Consider the following 23,808-nt stretch of genomic DNA (forward strand, 5'->3'; position numbering starts at 1 on the left):
GTTGACGCGGGGCGTCCCAGGGAAGAGGTCGGGGGCATGAGCGACACGGAACCCAGACTCACCTCCCTGGCCCATGGCGGCGGCTGCGGCTGCAAGATCGCGCCCGACGTGCTGCAGTCCATCCTGGCCTCGACGCCGCGCACGGCGGCCTTCGCCGACCTGATGGTTGGGACCGAGACCTCGGACGATGCGGCGGTCTGGCGGCTGAATGATCAGCAGGCCCTGGTGGCGACGACCGACTTCTTCATGCCGATGGTGGACGATCCGTTCGACTTCGGCCGGATCGCGGCGGCCAACGCCCTGTCGGACGTCTATGCCATGGGGGCGACGCCGATCTTCGCCCTGGCCATTGTCGGCATGCCGGTCGGCAAGCTGTCGCCACAAACCATCGGCCGGGTGCTGGAAGGCGGCGCCGCCGTCTGCGCTGAGGCGGGCGTGCCCGTCGCCGGCGGCCATTCGATCGACAGCCTGGAGCCGATCTACGGCCTGGTCGCCCTGGGTCTGGCGCACCCGGATCGGGTGCTGACCAATCGCGGCGCGCAGGCGGACGACGTGCTGATCCTGACCAAGGCCCTGGGCGTCGGCGTGCTGAGCGCCGCCTATAAGCAGGGACGGTTGGAGGCGGGCGGTTATGAGGCCCTGATCGGCTCGACCACCCGGCTCAACACGCCGGGGCCGAAGCTGGCGGCGATGGACGGCGTTCACGCCGTGACGGACGTGACCGGCTTCGGCCTGCTGGGCCATGCGCTGGAGATGGCGCGCGGCGCGGGCCTGACGGTCGAGATCGACGCCGACGTTCCGGCCTTCCTGGACGGCGCGTCGGCCCTGGCCCAGGTCGGTGTGCGGACCGGCGCCTCGGTGCGCAACTGGGCGGCCTATGGCGACGCGGTGAGGCTGGACGCCGATCTGCCCGAATGGCGGCGCGACCTGCTGACCGACCCACAGACCTCGGGCGGCCTGCTGATCGCCGTCGCGCCTGAGGCGGCGGAAAGCGTGATGACGCTGGTTCAGGACATGGACTTCGCCTCGGCGCGCCTTGTCGGTCGCGTGCGCGAGGGCGCGCCGTCGGTGATTGTTCGGGCGGGCGCCTGATGGCGCGGCTGACGGCGGAGGTTTCGCCGGAGGCTCTGGCCCGCTACGACGCCGTCATCGACGTGCGCAGTCCGGGCGAGTTCGCCGAGGATCATCTGCCGGGCGCGATCAACCTGCCGGTGCTGGACGACGCCCAGCGGACCGAGGTGGGAACCCTCTACGTCCAGACCTCGAAATTCCTGGCGCGGCGCCTGGGCGCGGCCCTGGTGGCGAGGAATATCGCGACGCATCTGGAAGGGGCGCTGGGCGACCGCGACGGAAGCTTCCAGCCCCTGGTCTATTGCTGGCGCGGGGGGCAGCGCTCGACGGCCATGACCACGGTGATGGATCAGGTCGGCTGGCCCGTGACGCGGCTGGAGGGCGGCTATCAGACCTGGCGCCGGACGGTGGCGTCGGCCCTGCATGATCTTGAGACGGCGCCGAGGCTGAACCTGGTCCTGCTGGACGGCCTGACCGGCAGCGGCAAGACCGAGGTTCTGGCCCGTCTGGTCGACCACGGCGCCCAGAGCCTGGACCTGGAGGGGCTGGCGGCGCATCGCGGCTCCCTGTTCGGCCGCACCGAGGCGGAGCAGCCGTCGCAGAAGCTGTTCGAGAGTCGCCTCTACGCCGCCCTGTCCGCTCTGGACCTCAGCCGCCCTGTGGTGGTCGAGGCCGAGGCCAGCCGCATCGGCCGCCTGACCGTGCCGCCTGCGCTGTGGGCGGCGATGAAGGCGGCGCCCGCCTTGCGCCTGTCCGCTCCGTTCGAGGCGCGGGTCGAGCGGGTGCTGCGCGACTATCAGGCGGCGACCAACGACGCGGCCGTGCGCGACGCCCTGCTGACGCGGATGCCCAGCCACCACAGCCGCGAGCGGATCGCGCAATGGCGCGCCCTGTCCCAGGCGGGCGACCTGCGCGCCCTGGCGACGGCCCTGATGCGCGACCACTACGACCCGGCCTATCGCCGGGCCTCGGCTGGAGCGCGCGACCTGGGCGAAGTCATCATGGACGGCGACGTGGACCGCGCGGCTGAGGCGATCGCGGCTTCCCTCTCCCGATGGGAGAGGGCTTGAGCGCACGAGCGCGTAGCGGTCGTTCTTGCGCGAAGGGGTGAGGGTTCGGGATTGAAGTCGGTCTAAGGCCGTCGCGCTACGGCTCACGCCGACTGACGGGACAAGTCCCTCACCCTTTCGCCTTGGCCAATCGCCTTCGGCTCTTGGAGGCTCAAGCCCTCTCCCGCCGGGAGAGGGTTTATCAGACCGCCGTGCCGCCCACCGTCAGACGGCCGATCTTGAGGCTGGGTTGGCCGATGCCGACGGGGACGCCCTGGCCGGCCTTGCCGCAGGTGCCGACGCCGGGGTCGAAGGCGAAGTCGTCGCCGATCATCTGGATTTGGGTCAGGGCCGTCGCCCCGTCGCCGATCAGGGTGGCGCCGCGCACCGGGGCCGTGATCCTGCCGTCCTCGATCAGATAGGCCTCGGTGCACTGGAAGACGAACTTGCCGTTGGTGATGTCCACCTGGCCACCGCCGAAGTTGGCGGCATAGAGGCCGCGTTTGGTCGAGGCGATCATCTCGGCCTGCGAATCCTTGCCGCCTTCCATGAAGGTGTTGGTCATGCGCGGCATGGGCGTATGTGCGAAGGACTGGCGACGGCCGTTGCCGGTGGCGTTCGCGCCCAACTGACGCGCCGACAGACGGTCGTGCATCAGGCCGACCATGATGCCGTCCTCGATCAGCACGGTGCGCGAGGTCGGGGTGCCTTCGTCGTCGAAGGACAGGGAGCCGCGACGCCCGGCGATGGAGCCGTCGTCCACGACCGTCACGCCCGGCGCGGCCACGCGCTTGCCCATCATGCCGGTGAAGACCGACGAGCCCTTGCGGTGGAAGTCGCCCTCGAAGCCGTGGCCGACGGCTTCGTGCAACAGGACGCCGGGCCAGCCGGCGCCCAGCACCACGTCCATCTCGCCCGCCGGGCAGTCGACGGCGTCCAGATTGACCAGGGCCTGACGCAGGGCCTCGTCCACCTGGGCCTGCCAGCGTTCGGGGGCGACCCATTCCTCGAAGCCCGCGCGGCCGCCCGCGCCGGACGAGGCGCTTTCGCGGCGGCCGTCCTTCTCGACGGTGACGGAGACGTTCAGCCGGACCAGGGGGCGCAGGTCGCTGAGCAGCCGTCCGTCGCCGCGCAGGATGTCGATGGCGCGACGCTCTCCGACCAGGGAGGCCGAGACCTGCACCACGCGCGGATCGCGGGCGCGCGCCCAGGCGTCGATCTCGGCCAGAAGCGCGATCTTGTCCGAGAAGGCCGGGGCCAGAAGCGGATCGACCGGATCATAGAGGCGCTGGTTGGTGGCGCGCGGCGCCTCGGCGGCGGTGCCGTCGTAGCCGCGCTTGGCCAGGGCCGCGCTGTCGGCGGCGCGGCGGACGGCGGCGGCGGAAATCTCGTTGGCGTGGGCGTAGCCGGCGGTTTCGCCCGCCACCACGCGCAGGCCGAAACCTTCGACCGCGTCATAGGAGGCGCCCTTCAGCCGCCCGTCGTCGAAGACCAGGGATTCGCTCTCGGTCTTTTCGAGGAACAGCTCCCCGTCGTCGGCGCCGGTCAGGGCGTTCTGCAGGATCGACAGGGCCTCGTCCGGGGCCAGGCCCGCGGCGTCGAGGATGGGGGAGGGGGAGGCGACGGTGCTCATGGACGCTAGATAGGGGCTGCGGGGCCCGGCGTCACGAGGTACGTCAAAACCCTCTCCTGTTGGGAGAGGGCTTGAGCCTCCAAGAGCGGAGCGATTGGCTAAGGCGAAAGGGTGAGGGTTCGCGGGTGAAGTCGGCCGAAGGTCGTAGCGCCACGGCTTACACCGACTTACAGGACAAGCCCCTCACCCTTTCGCGCAAGAACGATCGCTGACGCTCTCGTGCGCTCAAGCCCTCTCCCGCCGGGAGAGGGCGAGCTGTCTTAGTCCTGCGACACGTCGCCGGAGCCGCTGACCGACTGGCGCAGTTCGGCGGGGCGGCGCGTCAAGCGGACCTCGCCGCTTCCCGAGACGTCGACCTCGGCCTTGCCGCTGGGGCCGACACGGACGTCGCCCGAGCCGCTGACGCGCACCTTGGCGTCGTCGACGATCAGCTCGTCCAGGCGGGCGTCGCCGGCGCCGGACACGTCGACCGTCACGGCGTCGGTACGACCCTGGACGCGCACGTCCGACGAACCGGTCAGGGTCAGGTCCAGCGTCGGCTGGTCATAGCCGCGGATCTTCAGCTCGGTCGGGCCGGACAGGTCGAAGGCCTTCACCGAGGGCGCCTTGATGATGATCTTCAGGGCGTCGGTCTCGCTCCAGCCGCGGATGCTGGTGCGGGTCCAGCGGACATAGCTGCGGTCGCCGCGCGGGGCCTCGTCCAGGGTCAGGCGGCCGTTGGAGAAGCGCACGCGGCTGACCACGTTCTCGGCGCCCGAGACGGTGATGCCCGGAGCGTCGGCCTGCTGGTCGTAGACCACGTCCGCCGGCACGTCGATCGCCAGGCGCTGGCCGTCGATCCAGGCGAGGGTGCGGGTGACGTCGGGCGACACCTGGCCGCGTTCGACCGTGAAGCCGCTGTCGCCGGCCTCGTCGTCGGTGATCACCCAGGTCCAGTCGTGGCGGGCCAGATCCCGGCCGCCGACTGCGAAGGCGCCGCCGATGCCGGCGATCGCCAGAACCAGGCCCGCGCCGGAGATGATGAGCAGATTGCGGATCATGACATAGGTCTCCCTTGGCTCAGGCTTGCGGTTCGAGGGCGGGTTTCAGGACGCGGTAGTGCAGGCGGGCGTACCAGACGGTGGCGTCGATCAGCCACTTGGTCAGCAGGGCCATCAGGGCGACCATGAAGACGCCCAGGCCCATCAGGCCCACGCCCAGCAGCGCGGCGGCCAGGGCGCCGCCCGGCAGGCCCATGAAGGAGCCGGCCACCATGACGAAGCCGCCGGCGACGAAGACGCCTATGCCGCCGATCAGCATGGACAGCACCGTGCCGAAGACCGGCAGGACGATGGGCAGAAGGATCAGGATGTCGATCGCGCCCAGGCCCAGGATGCCGAAGATGGCGCCGGCGGCGGAAGAGGCGGACTGTTCCTGGCCCCAGCGCCGGGCGCCGGCCTCGGCCTTCAGTTCGCGGGCCAGGCGGTCGGGATCGCCCAGGCCGGCCGCAACCTGTTCTTCGCTGCGTCCGGCGGCGGCGCCGTCGGCGAAGTGGCTTTCATAGTCGGCGACGATCTCGGCCGCCGCCGTGATCGGCAGGCCGACCAGGCCGCGTCTCAGACGGGCAAGAAATTCAGCGCGGTTCATTATTCAGCTCCCCGTTCGGCGTGTTCGGATTGATCGGCGATGGCGGCGGGTTCGGCGGGCGCTCCGGCGACGATGGTTTCGTCGCGAGAGGCGGTTCCGGCGACCAGGGCCTCGACCGCTTGGGCGAAGGCGCGCCATTCGGCGGTCTGGCCCTGCAACGCGGTCCGGCCCGAGGCCGTCAGCCGATAGTATTTGCGGGACGGCCCGCTGGGCGATTCGACCAGATAGGTCTCCACCAGGCCGTCGGACTGCATCCGCCGCATCAGCGGATAGATGGTGCCTTCCCCCATGCCGATGGCGTCGGACAGGCGGCTGGCGATTTCGTAGGCGTAGCTGTCGTCGCGGGCCAGCAAGGCCAGAACGCACAATCCCAGCACGCCTTTCTTCAGTTGGATGTCGATGGATTCGGGCATGTCGTTCCCTTCGGTGTGATCGAAGGGGTATCGCAAGGTACTGTGCGTTGCAAGGTAGCTGTCGCTACATGACAGCGAATTAATCCATCGATCTTCGCCATCATGCGGTCACTTGAGCGTCTTGATCGCTTGGCAAGCGCGAAACGAGCCGATAAGGACCGGGCCTGAAACGCCGAGGTTCGCATGGACCCGGCGGTGTTGCGAATTGCTCGCAAACATCGGCTGCAGAACGGTTTTATGAGGACTCGAATGGGGATGGGCACGCGAGCCAATGCGTGGATCGGGGCGCGGATCGGAGGGGGCATCGCCGCCGCCGCTCTCGCCGCCTTCGCCGCCGCGCCGGCGTGGGCGCAGGATCTGCTGGGGCAACCGACGCCGGGGGGCATCGACCTGCAGCCTGCGGCCTCGCCGCTGAAGCATGAGGCGATTTGGTTCCACAACTGGATCCTGCTGCCCATGTGCATCATCATCAGCCTGCTGGTGCTGGGCCTGCTGCTGTGGATCGTGGTCCGCTACAACAAGCGTTCGAACCCGACCCCGGCCAAGTGGAGCCACAACACGGTCATCGAGATCATCTGGACCGTGGTGCCGGTGCTGATCCTGGTCGGCATCTCCCTGTTCTCGTTCCGCCTCCTGTTCGCCTATCACGACACGCCGGAAGTCGATCTGACGGTGAAGGTCACGGGCAACCAGTGGAACTGGGCCTATGAATATCCGGACCAGGGCGTGTCCGAGTACATCTCGAACATGCTGCCCGAGGACAAGGCGCCGGCGCACCTGTATCGCCTGGCCGCCGACGAGCCGATGGTGGTGCCGGTCGGCAAGACCGTCGAACTGCTGATCACCGCGTCGGACGTGATCCACGCCGTCGCCCTGCCGGCCTTCGGCCTGAAGGTCGACGCCGTTCCGGGCCGCATCAACCACACCTGGTTCCGCGCCGAGAAGACCGGCGTCTACTATGGTCAGTGCTCGGAACTGTGCGGCGTCGACCACGCCTTCATGCCGATCCAGATCAATGTCGTGACCGAGGCCGAGTTCGCCGCCTGGGTCGCCTCCAAGGGCGGCTCCATGACGAAGAAGGCCGACGAAGCCGCCGCTGCTGCGGCCGCCGCAGCCGCTCCGGCGCCCGCAGCTCCGGTTCCGGCCGCTGACGCCGCCGCCGCGACCGCTCCGGCCGCCGACGCCCCGACCGCCGCCGCCGCTCCCGCGGCCCCCGCAGCCGCCGCGCCCGCCGCGCCGGCCGCCCAGTAATAGAGACGCGAGAGCCCACGATCATGGCCACCGCCGCCGCTACGCACGACGATCATCACGATCACAAGCCGGGTTTCTTCACCCGCTGGTTCCTGTCGACGAACCACAAGGACATCGGTCTTCTGTACCTGCTGTTCGCCATCTTCACCGGTCTGGTGGGCGGCGCCCTGTCGGGTCTGATCCGCTGGGAACTGGCCGAGCCGGGCATCCAGCTGTTCAAGGAAGGCACCATCATCCAGCAGTTGGGGATCGTCGAGGCCTCCAAGCACGGCTATAACGTCACGGTCACGGCCCACGCCCTGATCATGGTCTTCTTCGTCGTCATGCCGGCGACCATGGGCGGCTTCGCCAACTACTTCACGCCGATCATGATCGGCGCGCCGGACATGGCCTTCCCGCGGATGAACAACATCTCGTTCTGGCTGCTGGTCGCGGCCTTCATCCTGCTGTGCGTCTCCATGTTCGTCGACGGCGGCCCGGGCAAGGGCTTCGGCGGCGGCTGGACGGCCTATCCGCCGCTCTCCACCATGGGCCACACGGGGCCGTCCTTCGACCTGGCGATCTTCTCGCTGCACGTCGCGGGCGCCTCGTCGATCCTGGGCGCGATCAACTTCATCACCACCATCTTCAACATGCGCGCGCCGGGCATGACCCTGCACCGCATGCCGCTGTTCGCCTGGGGCGTGCTGATCACGGCCTTCCTGCTGCTGCTGTCGCTGCCGGTTCTGGCGGGCGCCATCACCATGCTGCTGACGGACCGCAACTTCGGCACCAGCTTCTTCGATCCGGCCGGCGGCGGCGACCCGGTGATGTACCAGCACCTGTTCTGGTTCTTCGGCCACCCCGAAGTCTACATCATGATCCTGCCGGGCTTCGGCATCATCTCGCACATCGTCTCGACCTTCTCGAAGAAGCCGATCTTCGGCTACCTCGCCATGGCCTACGCCATGGTCGCCATCGGCTTCATCGGCTTCATCGTGTGGGCGCACCACATGTACACCGTGGGTATGAGCATCAACCTGCGCGCCTACTTCGTGGCTGCGACCATGATCATCGCCGTGCCGACCGGGGTTAAGATCTTCTCGTGGATCGCCACCATGTGGGGCGGCTCCATCACCTTCAAGACGCCCATGCTGTGGGCGATGGGCTTCATCTTCCTGTTCACCGTCGGCGGCGTGACCGGCGTGGTCCTGTCGAACGCCGGCATCGACTACAGCCTGCACGACACCTACTACGTCGTGGCCCACTTCCACTACGTGCTGTCGCTGGGCGCCGTCTTCTCGATCTTCGCGGGCTTCTACTACTGGTTCGAGAAGATGTTCGGCGTGAAGTACAACGAGTTCCTGGGCCAGCTGCACTTCTGGATCATGTTCGTCGGCGTGAACGTGATCTTCTTCCCGCAGCACTTCCTTGGCCTGCAGGGCATGCCGCGTCGCTACATCGACTATCCGGAAGCCTACACCTACTGGAACCACGTCTCGTCGATCGGCTACGCCATCACCATCGTCGGCGTCCTGGTCTTCCTGGTCATGCTGCTGGAAGCCGCCGTCCGTCGTCGCAAGGGCGAAGCCAATCCGTGGGGCGAAGGCGCCACGACCCTGGAATGGACCCTGTCGTCGCCCCCGCCGCACCACCAGTTCAATGAACTGCCGGTGGTCAAGGCGGACAACCACTGATCCGATCCGGATGATTTGAAAGAGGCCGCCCTTTCCTCGCCGAAAGGGCGGCCTTTAATCTTTATGACCATGACCGATCGCCAAGCTCCCCTCGTCACCACGGCCCAGCCGGAAGACTTCTTCCAGCTGTTGAAGCCGCGCGTCATGTCCCTGGTGGTCTTCACCGCCGTGACGGGCCTTGTCGCCGCGCCCGGGCATCTGAGCTGGCTGAACGCGATCGTCGCCGTCTTGTGCATCGCCGTGGGCGCCGGCGCGGCCGGTTCGCTGAACATGGCCCTGGAGGGCGAGACCGACGCCCTGATGCGCCGCACACGGGGGCGTCCGGTCGCGGCGGGCCGCGTCCGCAAGAACGACGCCATGGCCTTCGGCGTCGTTCTGTCGATCTTCTCGGTCATGCTGCTGGGCATGACGACTAACTGGCTGGCCGGCGGTCTGCTGGCCCTGACCATCGTCTACTACGCCGGCTTCTACACCCTGCTGCTCAAGCGACGGACGCCCCAGAACATCGTCATCGGCGGCGCGGCTGGGGCCTTCCCGCCGGTCATCGGCTGGGCGGCGGCGACCGGCGACGCGCCCTGGCAGGCCTGGCTGCTGTTCGCCATCATCTTCCTGTGGACCCCGCCGCACTCCTGGGCGCTGGCCCTCTATTCGGCCGGCGACTACGCCAAGGCGGGCATTCCGATGATGCCGGTGGCGCGGGGCGCCAAGTCGACCCGCCTGCAGATCCTGATCTACAGCCTGATCTTCGTGCCCGTGGCCGTCCTTCCCGCCTTCACCGGCATGGGCGGGGTCATCTATCTGGCGGTCTCGGTCGCCGGGGGCCTGTGCTTCCTGGCCCTGGCCTTCCGCCTGTGGCGCTCGCGCGCGGGCGACCAGCCCGACAAGGCCGAGGCCGTGGGGCGAGAGGCCGCATTGTACGACGTCCGGGTCGAGGCCAAACCGGCGCGAAACCTGTTCGCCTTCTCCATCCTGTATCTGATGGCCCTGTTCTCGGCGCTGCTGGTCGAGCAACTGCCGGGCCTGGGAGTCTGACCGCGTGACCCGTCCTGATTTCGTCAAGCTGACCGATGAGCAAGTGCGCGCGCGCAAGCGCCGCAACGTGGCCATCGCCCTGGGCCTGCTGGCCTTCATCGCCGTGGTCTATCTGATCACCGTGTCGCGGATGCATGCGAATACGACCGAGCGCCGCGCCGCTGAGGCCGCCGCCGTCGGCGTGATCGAGCGCGCCGACCCGGCCCTGCCGGCTCCGGTCCAGCCGGACGCGCCTGCGGCTCCGGCCGGGGAGGGGACGCGGTGAAGGATCGCAAGAACCTCGTCGCCTTCATCTGCGCCGCCGTGGTCATGGGCATGACCGGCGCGGCCTTCGCCGCCGTGCCCCTGTATCGCCTCTTCTGCCAGGTGACGGGCTTCGACGGCACGGTGAAGAAGGCCGAGGCGGCCCCGACCCAGATTCTGGATCAGAGCGTCCTGATTCGATTCGACACCAACGTCCGCGACCTGCCGATGACCTTCAAGGCCGAGCAACTGACCCAGCGGGTCCGCATCGGCGAGACGGGCATGGCCTATTTCGACGTGACCAACACCTCGGACCAGCCGATCCACGCCACGGCCGCCTACAACGTCGTGCCGGAGCGGGCCGGTCCCTACTTCCAGAAGCTGCAGTGCTTCTGTTTCGAGGGGCAGGAGATCGCTCCCGGCGAGACCAAGTCCTTCCCGGTCCAGTACTTCGTGGCGCCCGAACTGGCGACCGACGCCGAGGCCAAGGGGGTGCGTGAAATCACCCTCAGCTATACCTTCTATCCGACGAAGGGCTTCCAGCAGGCCGTTTCGTCGCAATCCGGTGTTGGCAAAGCCGGATAGGCGACGCTATAGCCCCTGTAAGAACGATCTCTCGCCTTAATTCAGAGACCCTGGAATGGCCGACGCGCACGCGAAACCGCATCACGACTACCACCTGGTGGACCCGAGCCCCTGGCCGCTGATCTCGTCCATGGCCGCCGTGGTCATGTTCATCGGCGCCGTCATCTGGATGAAGGGCCTGTTCGGCCTGCCGGAGGGGCACAAGATCGTCTTCTTCGCCGGCCTGGCGGGCGTTCTGTACGCCATGTTCGGCTGGTGGTCGGACGTGATCAAGGAATCCAAGAAGGGCGACCACACCCCGGTCGTCTCGATCGGCCTGCGCTACGGCATGGTGCTGTTCATCGCGTCGGAGGTGATGTTCTTCGTCGCCTTCTTCTGGATGTTCTTCGACATGGCGATCTTCAACGAGTCGCGCGCCATCATCCCCGAGGTCGGCAACTGGATGGACACGGGCAAGGCCTGGTCGACCTGGCCGCCCAAGGGCGTCGAGCTGCTGGACCCCTGGAGCCTGCCGCTGCTGAACACGGTCATCCTGCTGCTGTCGGGCACGACCGTCACCTGGGCGCACCATGCGCTGCAGGTCGGCGACCGCAAGGCGGCCAAGACCGGCCTGCTGATCACGGTCCTGCTGGGCGTGCTGTTCACGGGCGTTCAGGCCTATGAGTACCACCACATCATTCACGAGCACCTGTTCTTCAACGAGAACGCGGCCAACTCGAAGCTCTACGGCTCGATCTTCTTCATGGCCACCGGCTTCCACGGCTTCCACGTCCTGGTCGGCACCATTTTCCTGGCCGTCTGCCTGCTGCGTCTGCAACTGGGTCAGATGACCCCGCAGAAGCACTTCGGCTTCGAGGCCGCCGCCTGGTATTGGCACTTCGTCGACGTGGTCTGGCTCTTCCTGTTCGCCTTCGTCTACGTCACCTTCGGGTGAGGACGACGGAGCCAGGCTCTGCACTTGAAACGGCGCGGGACGGACAGTCCCGCGCCGCTTTGCTTGGCGGACAGGCGATCCGGGCGGGTCTGTCCGGCCGTTGTCCGAACTGCGGCGACGGCCCCCTGTTTCAGGGCTTCCTGAAGGTCCGTCCGACCTGCGAGGCCTGCGGCTACGACCTGGCCTCGGTCGAGACCGGCGACGGCGCCGCCACCTTCATCATGCAGATCGCCGGCTTCATCGTCGGCTTTTCAGCCCTGGCGGTCGAGATCGCCTGGCGTCCGCCGCTGTGGCTGCACCTGATCGTCTGGCTGCCGCTGGTGGCCGCCCTGGCCCTGGGCTTGATGCGGCCGGGCAAGGGGTTGATGACGGCCTTGCAGATGCTGAGAACACGAGACCCGAAATGACCGCCGTCTCCCGCCCGCGTTTCCCCGTCGTCCTGACCCTGCTGGCCGTCCTTCTGCTCGGCCTGCTGCTGAGCCTCGGCGCCTGGCAGGTCCAGAGGCTGAAGTGGAAGGAAGGCCTGATCGCCGCCGCCGAGGCCGCCTCGGTCCGGCCGCCGGTTCCGGTCGAGGCGGCGCTGAAGATGCAGGACCCGGAGTTCCGTCGCGTGCTCCTGACCTGCCGGGGCCTGGCCCGCGCGCCCTATGTGGAGCTTCAGTCGATCGAGGATGGCGATGCGGGCGTGCGCCTGATCTCGGCCTGCCCGGTGGAGGGCGGCGGGGTTCTGCTGGTGGATCGCGGCTTCGTCCCGGCCGAGATTTCGGCCCGTCCGCCGGTCGTCGCCGACGACGCCATGCCGGTCGTGGTCGCGGGCGTCCTGCGCCGCGCGCCCAAGCCCGGCGCCATGACCCCGCCCCCGGCCGAGGGTCGTTTCTACGGTCGCGACGCCGCCGCCATGGCCGCGGCCCTGAAGGCCGCCGGACCGGTGTCGCCCTTCACCTTCTATGCCGTCACCTCGACCAATCCGGATTGGGCGGCGCTGAGGCCTGTTGCGCCGCCCGCGGCCTTTTCCAACAACCACCTCGGCTACGCCCTGACATGGTTCGGGCTCGCCGCCGCCCTGATCGTCTTCTACCTCGTGCTGCTGCGTCGTCGCATGAGCCGCAAGGATCCTGTCTCCTGACCGCCCGCCTTCACACCCTTTCGAACGGAGTCCGCATCGTCTGCGACCCCATGCCCGGCCTGCGCACCTTCGCCCTGACCGTCGCCGTGCGCGGCGGCGCGCGCATGGAGGACGAGGCCCGCTCCGGCTGGTCCCACCTGCTGGAGCACCTGGTGTTCAAGGGGGCGGGCGACATGGGCGCACGCGACATCGTCGAGCGCATCGAGGCCGAGGGCGGCTCGATCAACGCCGCCACCGGCTATGAGCGCACCAGTTTCGACATCCGCGCCCTGCACGGCTCCCTGCCCCTGGCGATGCAGGTGGTGTCCGACCTGGTCTTCCGGCCTACGCTCGATCCTGTCGAGATCATCCGCGAGAAGGACGTTGTGGCCCAGGAGATCGCCGAGGCCTTCGACACCCCCGACGACCACGTCTTCGAAATGGCCCAGACCCAGGCTTTCGCCGGTCAATCCCTGGGGCGGCCGATCCTGGGTTCGGTCGAAAGCCTGGCGCCCGCCGACCGAGCGGCCGTGACCGACTGGCGGGCGCGCCTCTATTCCCCCGACCGCATGGTGGTCGCCGTGTCCGGCGCGGTCGATGAGGCCGAGCTTCTGGCCCTGGCCGAGCGCTGGTTCGGGCAGGAGGCGGCGAGTCCGGCGCCGACGATCGCCCCGGCCGTCTTCGTCGGCGGCGAGGCCAGGCTGGCGCGGCGGATCGAGCAGGCCAATCTGGTGTTCCAACTGCCGGGCCTGGCCGCGACCGATCCCGGCCTTCCCGCCCTGCGCCTGTTCACGGAAATCCTGGGCGGGGGCATGGCCTCGCGCCTGTTCCAGAGCGCGCGCGAGGACCGCGGCCTGGCCTACGCCGTCGACGCCTATCAGGAGCCGTATGAGGACGGCGGCCTGTTGGGAATCTACGCCGGCGCCGCCGCCGAGCGGGCGGTGGAACTGGCCGAGGTCTGCGCCGCCGAACTGCTGGACCTGGCCGAAAAGGGACCGACGGAAGCCGAGCTGTCGCGCGCCAAGGCCGTGCTGAACGCGGGCCTGTGGATGTCGGACGAAAGCCCGGCCAGCCGCGCGGGACGCAATGCGGCCCAGACCCTGATCTTCGGCGCGCCCGTGTCGTCCGAGGACAGCGCCGCCCGCATCCTGGACCAGGACGCCGACGACCTGCGCGCCGTCGGGCGCGGCATGGCGGCGCGAGGGTTGACGTCCACGGCCGTCCTGGGGCCGAAGGCGGCCGGGCGCGCGGGCGCGGCCTTCGCCGCCCGATTGAAGGGCGATGACGCGCCTGCTGGCGCTCTCAAGCGTCTGCGCTAATCTGTCGCCATGGCGCTGTTCGACTGGATGGCAGAGGCGAGCGGACCTGTCCTGCGCGGACGGGGGGTCCTGCTGCGTCCTCCGCGCCCGTCGGACCACGTCGCCTGGGCCGAGCTTCGCGACGGATCACGCGACTATCTGCAGCCGTGGGAGCCCGCCTGGGCCGAGGACGACCTGACGCGGGGGGCCTTTCGTCGCCGCTTGAGCGTCTACGCTCGGGAGATGGAACTGGGCACGGCATGGCCCCTGTTCGTCTTCGACCCGGAAGAGAATCATCTGATGGGGGCGATCACCCTGTCCAACATCCGGCGCGGCGTGGCCGAGACCGGGACCCTGGGCTATTGGATCGGCCGTCCCTGGGCGGGGCAGGGGGCGGGCACGGCGGCGACGCGGGCCATGCTGGCCTTCGCCTTCGGCCGCCTGAAACTGCATCGGGTCGAGGCCGCCTGCGTCCCCGCCAACCACGCCTCGCGCCGCGTGTTGGAAAAGTCGGGGTTCCGCCACGAAGGATTGGCGAAGGCTTATTTGAAAATTAACGGCGTATGGGCAGATCATCTGCTGTTCGGCGTCATTGAGGACGACTTCGTCCCGGACCCGGCTGCGTTCAGTTCTCCTATTTCGGGATAAGCCGTGAGCACACGATCCAGAGCGCTGGCTTGGGACCCGACGACGGCGATCGAGGCGCTGGCCGCCGCCGACGCCGCCCTCTGGATATGGACGCCGGCCGAGGATCAGATTCGCTTTACCGGCGCGACGCGCTCCCTGGGCCTGGGACCCCTGGCCCCGGAATGTTCCGGCGCGGCCTTCGCCGCCCTGGCCATGCCCCAGGACCGGGCCCTGGCCGACCGCCTGCTGAAGCCCCAGGCCGAGGGAACTGAGATCGCCGTGCGTCTGCGCATGCGGGGCTGCGAGACCTGCCTGTGGCGGGGCGTCTGGCTGGAGGACGGCCTGCGCGCTGCGGGCGTGGTGGCGCTGGAGACCAAGTTCGCCGGCGTCGACCGGGACGCCCTGACCGGTCTGCTGGACCGGCGCACCTTCCTGGTTCGGGTGTCCGAGGTCCTGGCCCAGCCGGGCGACTATGAGCTGGTGGCCGCCGACGTGGATCGCCTGCGTCGCCTGAACGAGGCCCTGGGCCATGAGCGCGCCGACCTGGTGCTGTCGGCCCTGGGATCGCGCCTGGCGGGCGCCTTCGCCGAGGACTGCGCGCCCGCCCGCATCGGCGAGGACGAGTTCGCCATCCTGGTTCCGCGCGGCGCGACCGGGGCCAGCGAACGCATGCGCGAAGCGCTGGAACAGCCGATTCGCGTCGCGGGCTTCGACATCTATCCGACGGTCTCCATCGGCGCCGTCGCGGCCGAGGGCGGGCCGGAGGCGCCCGACGCCGCCGAGCTTCTGCGCCGGGTCGAGTTGGCCGTCGAACAGGCCAAGCTGACGGGACGGGGCGGAGCGGCCGCCTATGGCCGGGGTCTCGAGACCGACAGCCTGTCGCGCCTGGCCCTGGAATCCGATCTGCGCAACGCCTTCGTACGCGGCGAGATCGAGCCCTTCTACCAGCCCATCGTCAACCTGAAGACCGGCGCCGTCGCCGGTTTCGAGGCCCTGGTGCGCTGGCGCCATCCGCAGCGCGGCCTGGTGCCGCCGGACGAGTTCCTGACCCTGGCCGACGAAATGGGCCTGATGAACGATCTCGGCCTGCTGATGATGAACCAGGCGGCGCGGCAACTGGCGGAATGGCTGAAGCGCCATCCGACCGCCGGGCGTCTGTTCTGCAGCGTCAATCTGTCGGTCGGCGAGATCGAGCGGCCCCATCTGGTCGAGGATGTGGCCCGCATCATCCGCGAAACGGGCCTGCCGCGCGGAGCGCTCAAGCTGGAAGTGACCGAAGGTGACATCATGCGCGACACCGCGCACGCCGCCGAGGTCCTGACCCAGTTGCGCGAGGCTGGGGCCAGCCTGGCGCTGGACGACTTCGGCACCGGCTTCTCGTCCCTGTCCTATCTGGCCAAGCTGCCCTTCGACACCCTGAAGATCGACCGCTACTTCGTTCTGACGATGAACAAGGACGAGGGCTCGGCCAAGATCGTCAAGTCGGTCGTCAACCTGGGGCGCGATCTGTCGCTGGAAGTCGTGGCCGAGGGCGTGGAGAACGCCGAACTGGCGGGCCTGCTGCTGGAGGCCAGTTGCCACTATGGCCAGGGCTTCGGCTACGCCCCGGCTCTGCCGGCGCAGGAGGCCGAGGTCTATCTGAACGAATCCCTCGCCGACGGCTCGGCCCCGATCAAGGCGCGGTCCGCCTAGAGCCAGTCGACTCCAGGGTTCAGGCCCGTCCGCTGTGGGCCGACAGGCGGGCGGCGTCGACGCCCAGGCCGGCCAGGGCGCGGCTCCACTTGGTCTGATAGTCGCTGTCGAAGATCAGGTCGGGATCGGCGTCGGCGGTCAGCCAGACGTTCTCGCCCAGTTCGTCCTCCAGCTGTCCTTCGTCCCAGCCGGCGTAGCCCAGCAGCAGGATGGAGCGGCGCGGTCCGTCCTCGGCGTCGGCCATAGCCGTCAGGGCGTCGCGGGTTCCGGTCATGGCCAGGCCGTCGCCGAAGGTCAGGGTGGCGTCCTGGCTGGCCCAGTCGTCGGTATGCAGGACGAAACCGCGCTCACGCTCCACCGGGCCGCCGATCAGGACCGAGCGCCCCTGGGTCGCTTCGGAAGGCGGGGTGTCGAGCGTCGCCAGCACCTCCGACAGGGTGACGCCCGGCGCGGGCTGGTCGAGCCGCAGCCCCATGGCGTGCTCGTCGTCGTGGGCGCAGATCAGGATGACGGCGTGTCGGAAGCGGTCGTCGTCGATGCCCGGCATCGCCACCAGAAGACGCCCGGTCAGGGAGGAGAAGGCGGTCATGCCCCTATCATCGGGGGCGGAAGGGCCATGTGCAAGACGCGGCATACCAGGAGAAGACAAAGCCGCCTTGGCGATCGTCGCCACGCTCTCTATCTGAAGCCTTGAACGCCGCCCGGATGTCCCGGGCCTTTCAGCTCGGAGACCCTCCATGACCATCCAGATCGGCGACCGCATCCCCGACGCGACCCTGACCACCATGACGGCCGACGGCCCCAAGCCGGTCACGACGGCCGAGCTGTTCGGCGGCAAGACCGTCGCCCTGTTCGCCGTGCCGGGCGCCTTCACCCCGACCTGTTCTGCCCGCCATCTGCCGGGCTATGTCGACAACCGCGCCGATCTGGCCGCCAAGGGCGTCGACACGGTCGCCTGCCTGTCGGTCAACGACGCCTTCGTCATGGGCGCCTGGGCCAAGGCCAATGATCTGAACGGCGTGGACGACGTCGTCATGCTGGCCGACGGCAACGGCGACTTCACCCGCAGCGTCGGCCTGTCGCTGGACGCCAAGGGCTTCGGCATGGGCGAGCGCTCGCAGCGCTACTCCATGCTGGTCAAGGACGGCGTGGTCGACCAGTTGAACATCGAGCAGGGCGGCGAGTTCAAGGTCTCCTCGGCCGAGCACCTGCTGGCCCAGCTCTGATCCCCTCTGTCATGGCCTGATCCATGACCGACGTCTTCACTCCGGAGAAACGCAGCGCGGTCATGCGCCGGGTGAAGGGGCGCGACACGGCGCCCGAAATGAAGATCCGGCGGATGCTGCGCGCCGCCGGGATCGGCTACCGTCTGGGCGGCTGCGGCCTGCCCGGACGGCCCGACGTGGTGATGAAGGGGCGCGGGGTCGCCGTCTTCGTCCACGGCTGTTTCTGGCATGGCCACGACTGTCCGCGCGGTTCGCGCGCGCCTAAGGCCAACGCCGACTACTGGCGCGCCAAGATCGACCGTAATCGCGCCCGCGACGCGCGCGTCGGGGCCGAGCTGGCCCAGGGCGGCTGGCGCGTCCTGACCGTCTGGGAGTGCGAGATGCGCGCGGCGGACTTCGAAGCGAAGTTCACGCAGGACGTGCTGGATCAGGCGGCGGCGCTGTCGCCTTCTTCGCCTTCTTCGCCCGCTTCGCCGGCGTCGGACGCCTGCGACAGCACATGCGACAGCGCGCCCAGCAAGGAGGCCGGGGTCAGGGGCTTGGGCACGAAATAGTCCATGCCCGCCTCGGTGCAGGCGGCGATGTCTTCGGGCGCCGTATCGGCGGTGACGGCGATGACGGGGGTGTCCGCATTCGGACCGCCGCCCGCGCGCAGGCGACGCGTCGTCTCGCGCCCGTCCAGTTCCGGCATGCGCACATCCATGAAGATGACGTCGAACCGGCCATGGGCGCAGGCTTCCAGCGCCGCCAGGCCGTCCTCGGCCATGGCGATTTCGCAATCGATCGACTGCAGGATCAGCTGGACGGCGCGCCGATTGATGGCGTGGTCGTCCACGACCAGAACGCGCAGGGGACGCTCGTCGCCCTCTTCCGCCGTCTCGTCCACGGTTTCGGCCTCGGCTTCTGCGACGGCGGGGCTTGCCGGCTCCGACGCCGTCTCGGGCAGGGCGCGGAAGACGGGCAAGGCGTCGCTGGTAAGGACCGGCGCGGTTTCCTCCGCCGTTTCGGCGCGAGGCATGACGAGGGACAGGGTGAAGATCGAACCCTTGCCGGGCGCGCTGCGCACCGTCATCCGGCCCCCCATCAACTCGATCAGGTCGCGGCTGATGGCCAGCCCCAGGCCGGACCCGCCGAACCGGGAGGCCACGCCCTCGGCGGTCTGGTCGAAGGGATTGAACAGGCGGCGCATCTGGGCCGGCGTCATGCCGGGGCCGGTGTCCTCGATGTCGATCAGCAGGACATGGGACCTGTGCTCGTCCATCCAGGCGTTGAGCCGCAGGGTGATGTGGCCCTCGGCCGTGAACTTCATGGCGTTGGACAGCAGGTTGTTCAGAACCTGGCGAATGCGCATGGCGTCGCCGCGCACCATGCGGGGCATGTAGCGCGCGCCTTCCAGGCGCAGGCGCAGGCCCTTGGCCTGGGCGGCCCCCTGCCATAGGCGGGTCGTCTGGGACAGCAACTGGCGTATGTCGAAGTCGCGGCTCTCGACCGTCATCCGACCCGCGTCGAGACGGGCATGGTCCAGCAGGTCGTCCAGCAGAGCCTTCATCATCTCGCCGGCGTCGGCGATCAGGGCGACCTGCTGACGCGCACTGGCGGATTGGGCGCCGCGTTCCATCTCGATCGCGCCGGTCAGGATGGCGCTGATCGGCGTGCGCAGATCGTGGCCGACGGCGGCCAGGAAGGCGCTGCGGCCGGCCATGGCCGCCTCCGCTTCCTCACGCTTGCGGTCGGCTTCGACCCTGGCGCGGATTTCGGCGCGATTGGCGCGGAACAGGTGGCGACGGGTGTTCAGGCAGAAGGCGGTGAAGGACAGGGTCCCGACGGCCACGGCGGTCACGGCCGGCGGGGTCGCGCCCATCTGCAGCATGAAGACCGGGAAAAGACTGAAGATCGCCAACTGCGGCAGGACGGTGCAGAGGAAGATCCGCATCGATCCGGCCGACATGATGACCGAGTTGATCATGCCCGCCGACAGCAGGACCGAAGCCGCGACGCCGCCCATCGGCCCGTCTGTCAACCACAGGGGAATGGCTAGAAGGCCGAAGAAGCCGGCATTCAGGATCAGGGTCAGATCGCTGACGATCGCCTGCCAACCCTTGGGCGCATCGACCTCGCCGCGCAGCACCGGCGAGAAGGCGCGCGCTTCCAGGAACTGGATCAGGGTGTAGAGCGCCAGCCAGATGCCGCAGAATCGCCAGCCCAGCATCGGAGCGAAGACCAGAGCGGAGGCGAAGCCCATGACGATGCGCTGCGCCATCGCCTTGCGGCGCTGACGTATGGCAGGCGCCCATACCGAGGGGGCGTCGTCGACGGACTGCGTCATGCGTGTTCCCGGACAGGCGTTTGAAGCCCATTGGGACCATAATGGGGCGCAGGCCCCTAATGCTCCGTCAACGGCCGGAGCCGACCGCTTCGGACAGGGCTGAGAAGCCCTCGGCGCGCAGACGGGCGGCCAGTTCGCGCTTGATGCGGCCGATCATGCCCGGTCCCTGATAGATCAGGGCGGAATAGATCTGCACGGCGGACGCCCCGGCGCGGATACGGGCGAAGGCGTCCTCGCCGCTCTCGATCCCGCCGACCGCGATCAGCGGCAGTCGCCCGTCGGCGGCCTCGGCGGCGGCTTCCAGAGCCTTCTGGGCGAAGGGTTTCAGCGGGGCGCCGGACAGGCCGCCGGTCTCGCCCGCAAAGTCGGACTTCAACGAGGCGGGCCGCTCCAACGTGGTGTTGGAGACGATCAGGGCGTCGATCCCATGGGCGATGGAGGCCTCGACGATCATGCCGATCTCCTCGCCGATCAGGTCGGGTGCGATCTTCAGGAAGACGGGGGCGCCGTCGGCCGGGCGGGCTTCATGGATGCGGCCCAGAAGATCGTCGAGGGCTTCGCGTCCCTGCAGGGCGCGCAGGCCCGGCGTATTGGGCGAGGAGATGTTGACGGTGAAGTAGTCGGCCAGACCCGCCAGTTTTCTCAGCCCGATCACATAGTCGGCGGCCTTGTCCTCGGTCTCCTTGTTGGCGCCCAGGTTGGCGCCGACGGGGGTGCGGGTCGGACGCCGGGCCAGGCGGGCGCCGAAGGGCTTCAGTCCCTCGTTGTTGAAGCCCATGCGGTTGATGATCGCCCGGTCTTCCGACAGGCGGAACAGGCGCGGCTTGGGATTGCCCGGCTGGGCGCGCGGCGTGACCGAGCCGCATTCCACGGCGCCGAAACCCAGGCGCGACAGACCCTCCAGCGCCTCGCCGTTCTTGTCCAGGCCGGCGGCCAGGCCGACGGGATTGGACATCTCCAGCCCCGCGACGCGGGTCTTCAGGATCGGATCGTCGGCGCCGGGTGTAGGCAGGGGCGTGACCTGCAGGGCGCGGATGGCCAGACGGTGCGCGGTCTCGGGGTCCATCTGGCGCAGGAGGACGGCGCCCAGGTCGGTCAGGCTCATGTCGGATCAGGCCTCGTCGAGGATCATGCGGCCGTCGGGCGTCACCGACAGTGAGCGAGCGCCCCGCGTCGCCGCGACGGGCAGGGGGCCGTAGATGTGGGGGAAGAGGGCGCCGCCGCGCGACGGCTCCCAGACCAGGGCCTCGCCCAGGGCCGTCAGGTCCACCTCGATCAGCATCAGGTCGGACTGGCCCGCATAGTGCTTGGCGGCGGTGCCTTCCAACTGGTCGGCGGCGGACAGGTGGATATAGCCGTCGGCCAGGTCCACGGCCGATCCGTCATAGGCGCCCTCGGCCAGGGTCGCGCGCCAGTCCGCGCGGCCGAGGATCTTGTAGGCCGTCGTCGGCAGGACGGTCATGCCTCGGCGTCCGCCGGGGTCAGCCAGCCTTCGTAGGAAGGGCGGCCCGCGACATCGACGGTGAAGACGGCCGCCGCGGCGGTGGGGAAGCCGCCGCTCATCTTGTCCAGCACGCCGGGCGAGGCGGCGCTTTCGATCAGGTATTCGACCGCCAGTTGATGGACGCCGGGGTTGTGGGCCAGGACCAGCAGACAGCCGGCCTCTTCTTCCGCGCCCTCGACCGCGCGGCGCAGGGTGTCGGAGGAGGCGTTGTAGAGGCCGTCCTCGATCCGCAGGTCCACGTCGCCGAAGGATTCGCTGACCGCGTCCCAGGTCTGGCGGGTGCGCCGGGAGGCCGAGACCAGGGCCATGTCGGGCCGCAGGCCGCGCGCGGCCAGCAGGCGGCCCATGGCCAGGGCGTCCGCGCGACCTCGCTCCGACAGGGCGCGGTCGATGTCGCCGCCGGGGGCTGATTTCTCGGCCTGGGCGTGACGCATGAGGATCAGTCTTTGCATGGCCATGGCCTTAAGACCGTTTGCGTTCGACGGCCATAGGACCAAGCCGTCTTTGGGTCGCGGGGGCGGGCGGCGCATGGTCGCGCGAAGCGGGCGACGGGGTCAGCGAGGGGCGGGCGCCCAGGACGGCCTGGCCCAGGCCGGTCGGCCGCACCCGGGCATAGGCCTGACGTGTGGCCTCCAGCATGATCAGGCCGGCGGCGCCCGGAAAGACATGACGGCCGACCTGTTCGATCCCCTCGGCCATGGGCAGCAGCGGACGCCACGGCGGGACATAGAGGGCCTGGGACCAGGCCGAGGGCTCCAGCCCGACCTCGCGCACCAGCCGTTCCAACTGCCTGCGGGTGAAGGGCCGGCCGTGGCCGAAGGGCGTGGCCTCCGCTCGCGCCCACAGACCGCCGCGCGCCGCCGTGGCCAGGATGATCCGCCCGGCGGGCGCCATGGCCCGCACGGCCTCGGTCAGCAGGGCGCGGGGATCGTCCGCCTCTTCCAGGGCGTGGACCAGCAGGATGCGGTCGAAGCTTCCGGCGATGAAGGGCAGGCGACGGTCGTCGACCAGGACGGTGCGGTTGCGCCCCGCGGCGGCCCAGGCCTCTGCGCCCTGGCCGCCGGGCATGGCGGCGATCACCCGGCGCGCCCCGACGAAGCCGTCCAGCCAGGGCGTGGCGTAGCCTAGGCCCAGGACGTCGCAACCCTCGGCCTCGCCCCAGGCGTCGTCCAGCCGCCGCGCCAGCACGCGCCGCACCAGGGCGCCGGTCGGTTCGCCGTAGAAGGCGCGAAGATCCTCGATGCTGCGCCGCATGTCTCTCACTCAGGCTCTAGTCGCTACGCTCATCGCTCCGCGGGGGCGACGAACGATCGCCGTCGCCCGGGCGGGTTTCGGACGGTTCCCCACTATAGTCCCCGGACGGGCTCGGCTGCTAGGATGTCTCCATGACCCTGACCGTTCGCCAGTTTTCCTGCCTGTCCGACAACTACGGCTTCCTGATCCGCGACGAGGCGACCGGCAGGGTCGCCGCCGTGGACACGCCGGACGCCGAGGCGATCCTGGCCGATCTGCAGGCCTCGGGCTGGGGGCGGCTGGACATGATCCTGAACACCCACTGGCACCCGGATCACACCGGCGGCAACGAAAGGCTGAAGGCCGAGACCGGCTGCGAGATCGTCGGACCGGAGGAGGTGCGCCGCGCCGCGCCCCTGGACCGCGCCGTGGCGGACGGCGAGACGGTGCGCCTGGGCGAAACCGTTTTCGAGGCGGTGCTGTCGCCCGGCCATACCCTGGGCCATCTGGTGTTTCGGTCGGTCGAGAACGACCTGGCCTTCGTCGGGGACGTCATCTTCGCCCTGGGCTGCGGGCGCCTGTTTGAAGGCTCGCCGGAGCAGATGTGGGACAGCCTGAACCGCATCGCCGCCTGGCCGGAAACGACCACGCTCTACTGCGCCCACGAATATACAGCGTCGAACGCGCGCTTCGCCCTCAGCCTGGACGACCGGCCCGAGATGCAGGCCCACGCCGAGGCGATCTTCGCCGCCCGCGAACGGGGCGAGCCGACGGTTCCGACCACCGTGGCGGTCGAGCGCCGCTTCAACCCCTTCCTGCGCGCCGCCGACGCCGCCGACTTCGCTGACAGACGCGCGGCCAAGGACGGGTTCAGGGGCTAGGCGCCGCTCTTCGCCTTGCCGTCGATCAGGACGGCCTGCTGCCAGCGGCTGGGCGCCTTGTCGGTGCGATGGATGCAGCCGACCCAGCAGCAGGGGCGCTTCTTGCCTTCCAGCAACTCCTCGACGGCGCGCTCGATCCGGCGTTCGCGTGTCTTCGCCTGCTTGGCGTCCTCCACCCAGCATATGAACTCGTTACGGCCGAGCGGGGTCAGTCCCTTCCAGAGCGCATAGACCTCCGGCGACGCCAGCAGGGCGGTTTGCAGGTCCTCGCCCGCCTCATGGACCACGCCGTGTGGGAAATCGTTCGTCATGAAGCCTCCTCGACGCGCAGCCGCATGCCGCATCCGGAGCTTGTTCGCGAGAAGGGCGAATGTCCATTCCGAACGCGAACAGAGGGATGGGT

Annotated in this window: 26 protein-coding genes and 1 pseudogene; 16 read left to right on the plus strand and 11 right to left on the minus strand. The window is 69.1% G+C overall.

Going from position 1 to position 23,808, the window contains the following annotated elements:
- Window positions 1-36: 36 nt before the first annotated feature.
- Together selD and mnmH are read left to right on the plus strand one after the other, a co-directional pair.
- Window positions 37-1,092: a selenide, water dikinase SelD gene (gene selD, locus ABIE19_RS16280; protein WP_354090284.1), complete on the plus strand. Its 1,056-nt coding sequence runs from the start codon at window positions 37-39 to the stop codon at window positions 1,090-1,092.
- A complete protein-coding gene (mnmH, locus tag ABIE19_RS16285; RefSeq protein WP_354090285.1) occupies window positions 1,092-2,141 on the plus strand; it encodes a tRNA 2-selenouridine(34) synthase MnmH in 1,050 nt (349 codons plus the stop codon). Before selD ends, mnmH begins: the two co-directional genes overlap by 1 nt.
- A gap of 181 nt (window positions 2,142-2,322) precedes the next feature.
- Here the strand turns inward: mnmH and tldD are convergent, their stop codons facing one another.
- From tldD to ABIE19_RS16305, 4 genes are all read right to left on the minus strand, one after another.
- The gene (tldD, locus tag ABIE19_RS16290; protein WP_354090286.1) at window positions 2,323-3,753 is read right to left on the minus strand and encodes a metalloprotease TldD; all 1,431 of its coding nucleotides are present in this window, start codon (window positions 3,751-3,753) and stop codon (window positions 2,323-2,325) included.
- Window positions 3,754-4,013: 260 nt separating this feature from the next.
- Window positions 4,014-4,793: a GIN domain-containing protein gene (locus tag ABIE19_RS16295; protein WP_354090287.1), complete on the minus strand. Its 780-nt coding sequence runs from the start codon at window positions 4,791-4,793 to the stop codon at window positions 4,014-4,016.
- Window positions 4,794-4,812: 19 nt separating this feature from the next.
- The gene (locus tag ABIE19_RS16300; RefSeq protein WP_354090288.1) at window positions 4,813-5,379 is read right to left on the minus strand and encodes a DUF1700 domain-containing protein; all 567 of its coding nucleotides are present in this window, start codon (window positions 5,377-5,379) and stop codon (window positions 4,813-4,815) included.
- Window positions 5,379-5,792 carry a PadR family transcriptional regulator gene (locus ABIE19_RS16305; RefSeq protein ID WP_354090289.1) on the minus strand — a complete coding sequence of 138 codons (414 nt, stop codon included), beginning with the start codon at window positions 5,790-5,792 and terminating at the stop codon, window positions 5,379-5,381. Before ABIE19_RS16305 ends, ABIE19_RS16300 begins: the two co-directional genes overlap by 1 nt.
- Window positions 5,793-6,041: 249 nt before the next feature.
- On the opposite strand from ABIE19_RS16305, the gene coxB reads away from it, so the two are divergent.
- The 11 genes from coxB (at window position 6,042) to ABIE19_RS16360 (ending at window position 16,235) form a co-directional block, all read left to right on the plus strand.
- On the plus strand, window positions 6,042-7,043 hold the full coding sequence (gene coxB / locus ABIE19_RS16310; RefSeq protein WP_354090290.1) for a cytochrome c oxidase subunit II: 1,002 nt from the start codon (window positions 6,042-6,044) through the stop codon (window positions 7,041-7,043).
- Window positions 7,044-7,066: 23 nt separating this feature from the next.
- Complete coding sequence (ctaD, locus tag ABIE19_RS16315; RefSeq protein WP_354090291.1) at window positions 7,067-8,719, plus strand: cytochrome c oxidase subunit I; 1,653 nt, start codon at window positions 7,067-7,069, stop codon at window positions 8,717-8,719.
- 63 nt (window positions 8,720-8,782) lie between these two features.
- Window positions 8,783-9,751 (plus strand): heme o synthase, encoded by a 969-nt coding sequence (locus ABIE19_RS16320; protein ID WP_354090292.1) that lies wholly within the window; start codon window positions 8,783-8,785, stop codon window positions 9,749-9,751.
- A 4-nt stretch (window positions 9,752-9,755) separates the two neighbouring features.
- On the plus strand, window positions 9,756-10,016 hold the full coding sequence (locus tag ABIE19_RS16325; RefSeq protein WP_354090293.1) for a cytochrome c oxidase system small membrane protein: 261 nt from the start codon (window positions 9,756-9,758) through the stop codon (window positions 10,014-10,016).
- Window positions 10,013-10,579, plus strand: coding sequence for a cytochrome c oxidase assembly protein (locus ABIE19_RS16330; protein WP_354090294.1), 567 nt, complete (start codon window positions 10,013-10,015; stop codon window positions 10,577-10,579). Before ABIE19_RS16325 ends, ABIE19_RS16330 begins: the two co-directional genes overlap by 4 nt.
- A 55-nt stretch (window positions 10,580-10,634) precedes the next feature.
- A complete protein-coding gene (locus ABIE19_RS16335; RefSeq protein ID WP_354090295.1) occupies window positions 10,635-11,513 on the plus strand; it encodes a cytochrome c oxidase subunit 3 in 879 nt (292 codons plus the stop codon).
- A gap of 59 nt (window positions 11,514-11,572) precedes the next feature.
- Entirely contained in the window at window positions 11,573-11,920 is a 348-nt protein-coding gene (locus ABIE19_RS16340; RefSeq protein WP_354090296.1) for a DUF983 domain-containing protein, read from the plus strand.
- Window positions 11,917-12,639 (plus strand): SURF1 family protein, encoded by a 723-nt coding sequence (locus ABIE19_RS16345; RefSeq protein ID WP_354090297.1) that lies wholly within the window; start codon window positions 11,917-11,919, stop codon window positions 12,637-12,639. Before ABIE19_RS16340 ends, ABIE19_RS16345 begins: the two co-directional genes overlap by 4 nt.
- 50 nt (window positions 12,640-12,689) lie before the next feature.
- Window positions 12,690-13,937, plus strand: a complete 1,248-nt coding sequence (locus ABIE19_RS16350) for a M16 family metallopeptidase (protein WP_354090298.1) — start codon at window positions 12,690-12,692, stop codon at window positions 13,935-13,937.
- A 9-nt stretch (window positions 13,938-13,946) separates the two neighbouring features.
- Complete coding sequence (locus ABIE19_RS16355; protein WP_354090299.1) at window positions 13,947-14,564, plus strand: GNAT family N-acetyltransferase; 618 nt, start codon at window positions 13,947-13,949, stop codon at window positions 14,562-14,564.
- A 3-nt stretch (window positions 14,565-14,567) separates the two neighbouring features.
- Window positions 14,568-16,235 carry a putative bifunctional diguanylate cyclase/phosphodiesterase gene (locus ABIE19_RS16360; RefSeq protein WP_354090300.1) on the plus strand — a complete coding sequence of 556 codons (1,668 nt, stop codon included), beginning with the start codon at window positions 14,568-14,570 and terminating at the stop codon, window positions 16,233-16,235.
- A gap of 19 nt (window positions 16,236-16,254) precedes the next feature.
- On the opposite strand, the gene ABIE19_RS16365 is transcribed toward ABIE19_RS16360, so the two are convergent.
- Window positions 16,255-16,824 carry a YqgE/AlgH family protein gene (locus ABIE19_RS16365; protein WP_354090301.1) on the minus strand — a complete coding sequence of 190 codons (570 nt, stop codon included), beginning with the start codon at window positions 16,822-16,824 and terminating at the stop codon, window positions 16,255-16,257.
- Between the two features lie 148 nt (window positions 16,825-16,972).
- Between ABIE19_RS16365 and ABIE19_RS16370 the strand changes: the two genes are divergently transcribed.
- Together ABIE19_RS16370 and ABIE19_RS16375 are read left to right on the plus strand one after the other, a co-directional pair.
- The gene (locus tag ABIE19_RS16370; RefSeq protein ID WP_354090302.1) at window positions 16,973-17,461 is read left to right on the plus strand and encodes a peroxiredoxin; all 489 of its coding nucleotides are present in this window, start codon (window positions 16,973-16,975) and stop codon (window positions 17,459-17,461) included.
- Window positions 17,462-17,484: 23 nt separating this feature from the next.
- Window positions 17,485-18,015: a very short patch repair endonuclease gene (locus tag ABIE19_RS16375; RefSeq protein ID WP_354090303.1), complete on the plus strand. Its 531-nt coding sequence runs from the start codon at window positions 17,485-17,487 to the stop codon at window positions 18,013-18,015.
- An 11-nt stretch (window positions 18,016-18,026) separates the two neighbouring features.
- Here the strand turns inward: ABIE19_RS16375 and ABIE19_RS16380 are convergent.
- From ABIE19_RS16380 to ABIE19_RS16400, 5 genes and pseudogenes are all read right to left on the minus strand, one after another.
- Window positions 18,027-19,787, minus strand: a pseudogene (locus ABIE19_RS16380) (hybrid sensor histidine kinase/response regulator); the annotation flags it as partial.
- Between the two features lie 67 nt (window positions 19,788-19,854).
- Window positions 19,855-20,892, minus strand: coding sequence for a quinone-dependent dihydroorotate dehydrogenase (locus ABIE19_RS16385; protein WP_354090304.1), 1,038 nt, complete (start codon window positions 20,890-20,892; stop codon window positions 19,855-19,857).
- 6 nt (window positions 20,893-20,898) lie between these two features.
- A complete protein-coding gene (locus ABIE19_RS16390) occupies window positions 20,899-21,249 on the minus strand; it encodes a DUF952 domain-containing protein (RefSeq protein ID WP_354090305.1) in 351 nt (116 codons plus the stop codon).
- The gene (locus ABIE19_RS16395) at window positions 21,246-21,743 is read right to left on the minus strand and encodes a SixA phosphatase family protein (RefSeq protein WP_354090306.1); all 498 of its coding nucleotides are present in this window, start codon (window positions 21,741-21,743) and stop codon (window positions 21,246-21,248) included. Before ABIE19_RS16395 ends, ABIE19_RS16390 begins: the two co-directional genes overlap by 4 nt.
- A 10-nt stretch (window positions 21,744-21,753) precedes the next feature.
- Window positions 21,754-22,545 (minus strand): class I SAM-dependent methyltransferase, encoded by a 792-nt coding sequence (locus tag ABIE19_RS16400; RefSeq protein ID WP_354090307.1) that lies wholly within the window; start codon window positions 22,543-22,545, stop codon window positions 21,754-21,756.
- A 131-nt stretch (window positions 22,546-22,676) separates the two neighbouring features.
- On the opposite strand from ABIE19_RS16400, the gene gloB reads away from it, so the two are divergent.
- Window positions 22,677-23,405: a hydroxyacylglutathione hydrolase gene (gloB, locus tag ABIE19_RS16405; RefSeq protein WP_354090308.1), complete on the plus strand. Its 729-nt coding sequence runs from the start codon at window positions 22,677-22,679 to the stop codon at window positions 23,403-23,405.
- On the opposite strand, the gene ABIE19_RS16410 is transcribed toward gloB, so the two are convergent.
- Entirely contained in the window at window positions 23,402-23,716 is a 315-nt protein-coding gene (locus tag ABIE19_RS16410; RefSeq protein WP_354090309.1) for a YdeI/OmpD-associated family protein, read from the minus strand. The two genes, gloB and ABIE19_RS16410, sit on opposite strands and share 4 nt — an antisense overlap.
- Between the last annotated feature and the right edge of the window lie 92 nt (window positions 23,717-23,808).

This window comes from Brevundimonas faecalis (genome assembly GCF_040549405.1).
In the GTDB taxonomy this organism is placed as follows: Bacteria; Pseudomonadota; Alphaproteobacteria; order Caulobacterales; family Caulobacteraceae; genus Brevundimonas; species Brevundimonas faecalis.

Excerpts from the sequence above, each read along its gene's own strand:
- selD (WP_354090284.1), top strand. The coding sequence starts at position 37 with ATGAGCGACACGGAACCCAGACTCACCTCCCTGGCCCATGGCGGCGGC.
- mnmH (WP_354090285.1), top strand. The coding sequence starts at position 1,092 with ATGGCGCGGCTGACGGCGGAGGTTTCGCCGGAGGCTCTGGCCCGCTAC.
- tldD (WP_354090286.1), bottom strand. The coding sequence starts at position 3,753 with ATGAGCACCGTCGCCTCCCCCTCCCCCATCCTCGACGCCGCGGGCCTG.
- ABIE19_RS16295 (WP_354090287.1), bottom strand. The coding sequence starts at position 4,793 with ATGATCCGCAATCTGCTCATCATCTCCGGCGCGGGCCTGGTTCTGGCG.
- ABIE19_RS16300 (WP_354090288.1), bottom strand. The coding sequence starts at position 5,379 with ATGAACCGCGCTGAATTTCTTGCCCGTCTGAGACGCGGCCTGGTCGGC.
- ABIE19_RS16305 (WP_354090289.1), bottom strand. The coding sequence starts at position 5,792 with ATGCCCGAATCCATCGACATCCAACTGAAGAAAGGCGTGCTGGGATTG.
- coxB (WP_354090290.1), top strand. The coding sequence starts at position 6,042 with ATGGGGATGGGCACGCGAGCCAATGCGTGGATCGGGGCGCGGATCGGA.
- ctaD (WP_354090291.1), top strand. The coding sequence starts at position 7,067 with ATGGCCACCGCCGCCGCTACGCACGACGATCATCACGATCACAAGCCG.
- ABIE19_RS16320 (WP_354090292.1), top strand. The coding sequence starts at position 8,783 with ATGACCATGACCGATCGCCAAGCTCCCCTCGTCACCACGGCCCAGCCG.
- ABIE19_RS16335 (WP_354090295.1), top strand. The coding sequence starts at position 10,635 with ATGGCCGACGCGCACGCGAAACCGCATCACGACTACCACCTGGTGGAC.
- ABIE19_RS16345 (WP_354090297.1), top strand. The coding sequence starts at position 11,917 with ATGACCGCCGTCTCCCGCCCGCGTTTCCCCGTCGTCCTGACCCTGCTG.
- ABIE19_RS16350 (WP_354090298.1), top strand. The coding sequence starts at position 12,690 with ATGCCCGGCCTGCGCACCTTCGCCCTGACCGTCGCCGTGCGCGGCGGC.
- ABIE19_RS16355 (WP_354090299.1), top strand. The coding sequence starts at position 13,947 with ATGGCGCTGTTCGACTGGATGGCAGAGGCGAGCGGACCTGTCCTGCGC.
- ABIE19_RS16365 (WP_354090301.1), bottom strand. The coding sequence starts at position 16,824 with ATGACCGCCTTCTCCTCCCTGACCGGGCGTCTTCTGGTGGCGATGCCG.
- ABIE19_RS16370 (WP_354090302.1), top strand. The coding sequence starts at position 16,973 with ATGACCATCCAGATCGGCGACCGCATCCCCGACGCGACCCTGACCACC.
- ABIE19_RS16375 (WP_354090303.1), top strand. The coding sequence starts at position 17,485 with ATGACCGACGTCTTCACTCCGGAGAAACGCAGCGCGGTCATGCGCCGG.
- ABIE19_RS16385 (WP_354090304.1), bottom strand. The coding sequence starts at position 20,892 with ATGAGCCTGACCGACCTGGGCGCCGTCCTCCTGCGCCAGATGGACCCC.
- ABIE19_RS16390 (WP_354090305.1), bottom strand. The coding sequence starts at position 21,249 with ATGACCGTCCTGCCGACGACGGCCTACAAGATCCTCGGCCGCGCGGAC.
- ABIE19_RS16395 (WP_354090306.1), bottom strand. The coding sequence starts at position 21,743 with ATGCAAAGACTGATCCTCATGCGTCACGCCCAGGCCGAGAAATCAGCC.
- ABIE19_RS16400 (WP_354090307.1), bottom strand. The coding sequence starts at position 22,545 with ATGCGGCGCAGCATCGAGGATCTTCGCGCCTTCTACGGCGAACCGACC.
- gloB (WP_354090308.1), top strand. The coding sequence starts at position 22,677 with ATGACCCTGACCGTTCGCCAGTTTTCCTGCCTGTCCGACAACTACGGC.
- ABIE19_RS16410 (WP_354090309.1), bottom strand. The coding sequence starts at position 23,716 with ATGACGAACGATTTCCCACACGGCGTGGTCCATGAGGCGGGCGAGGAC.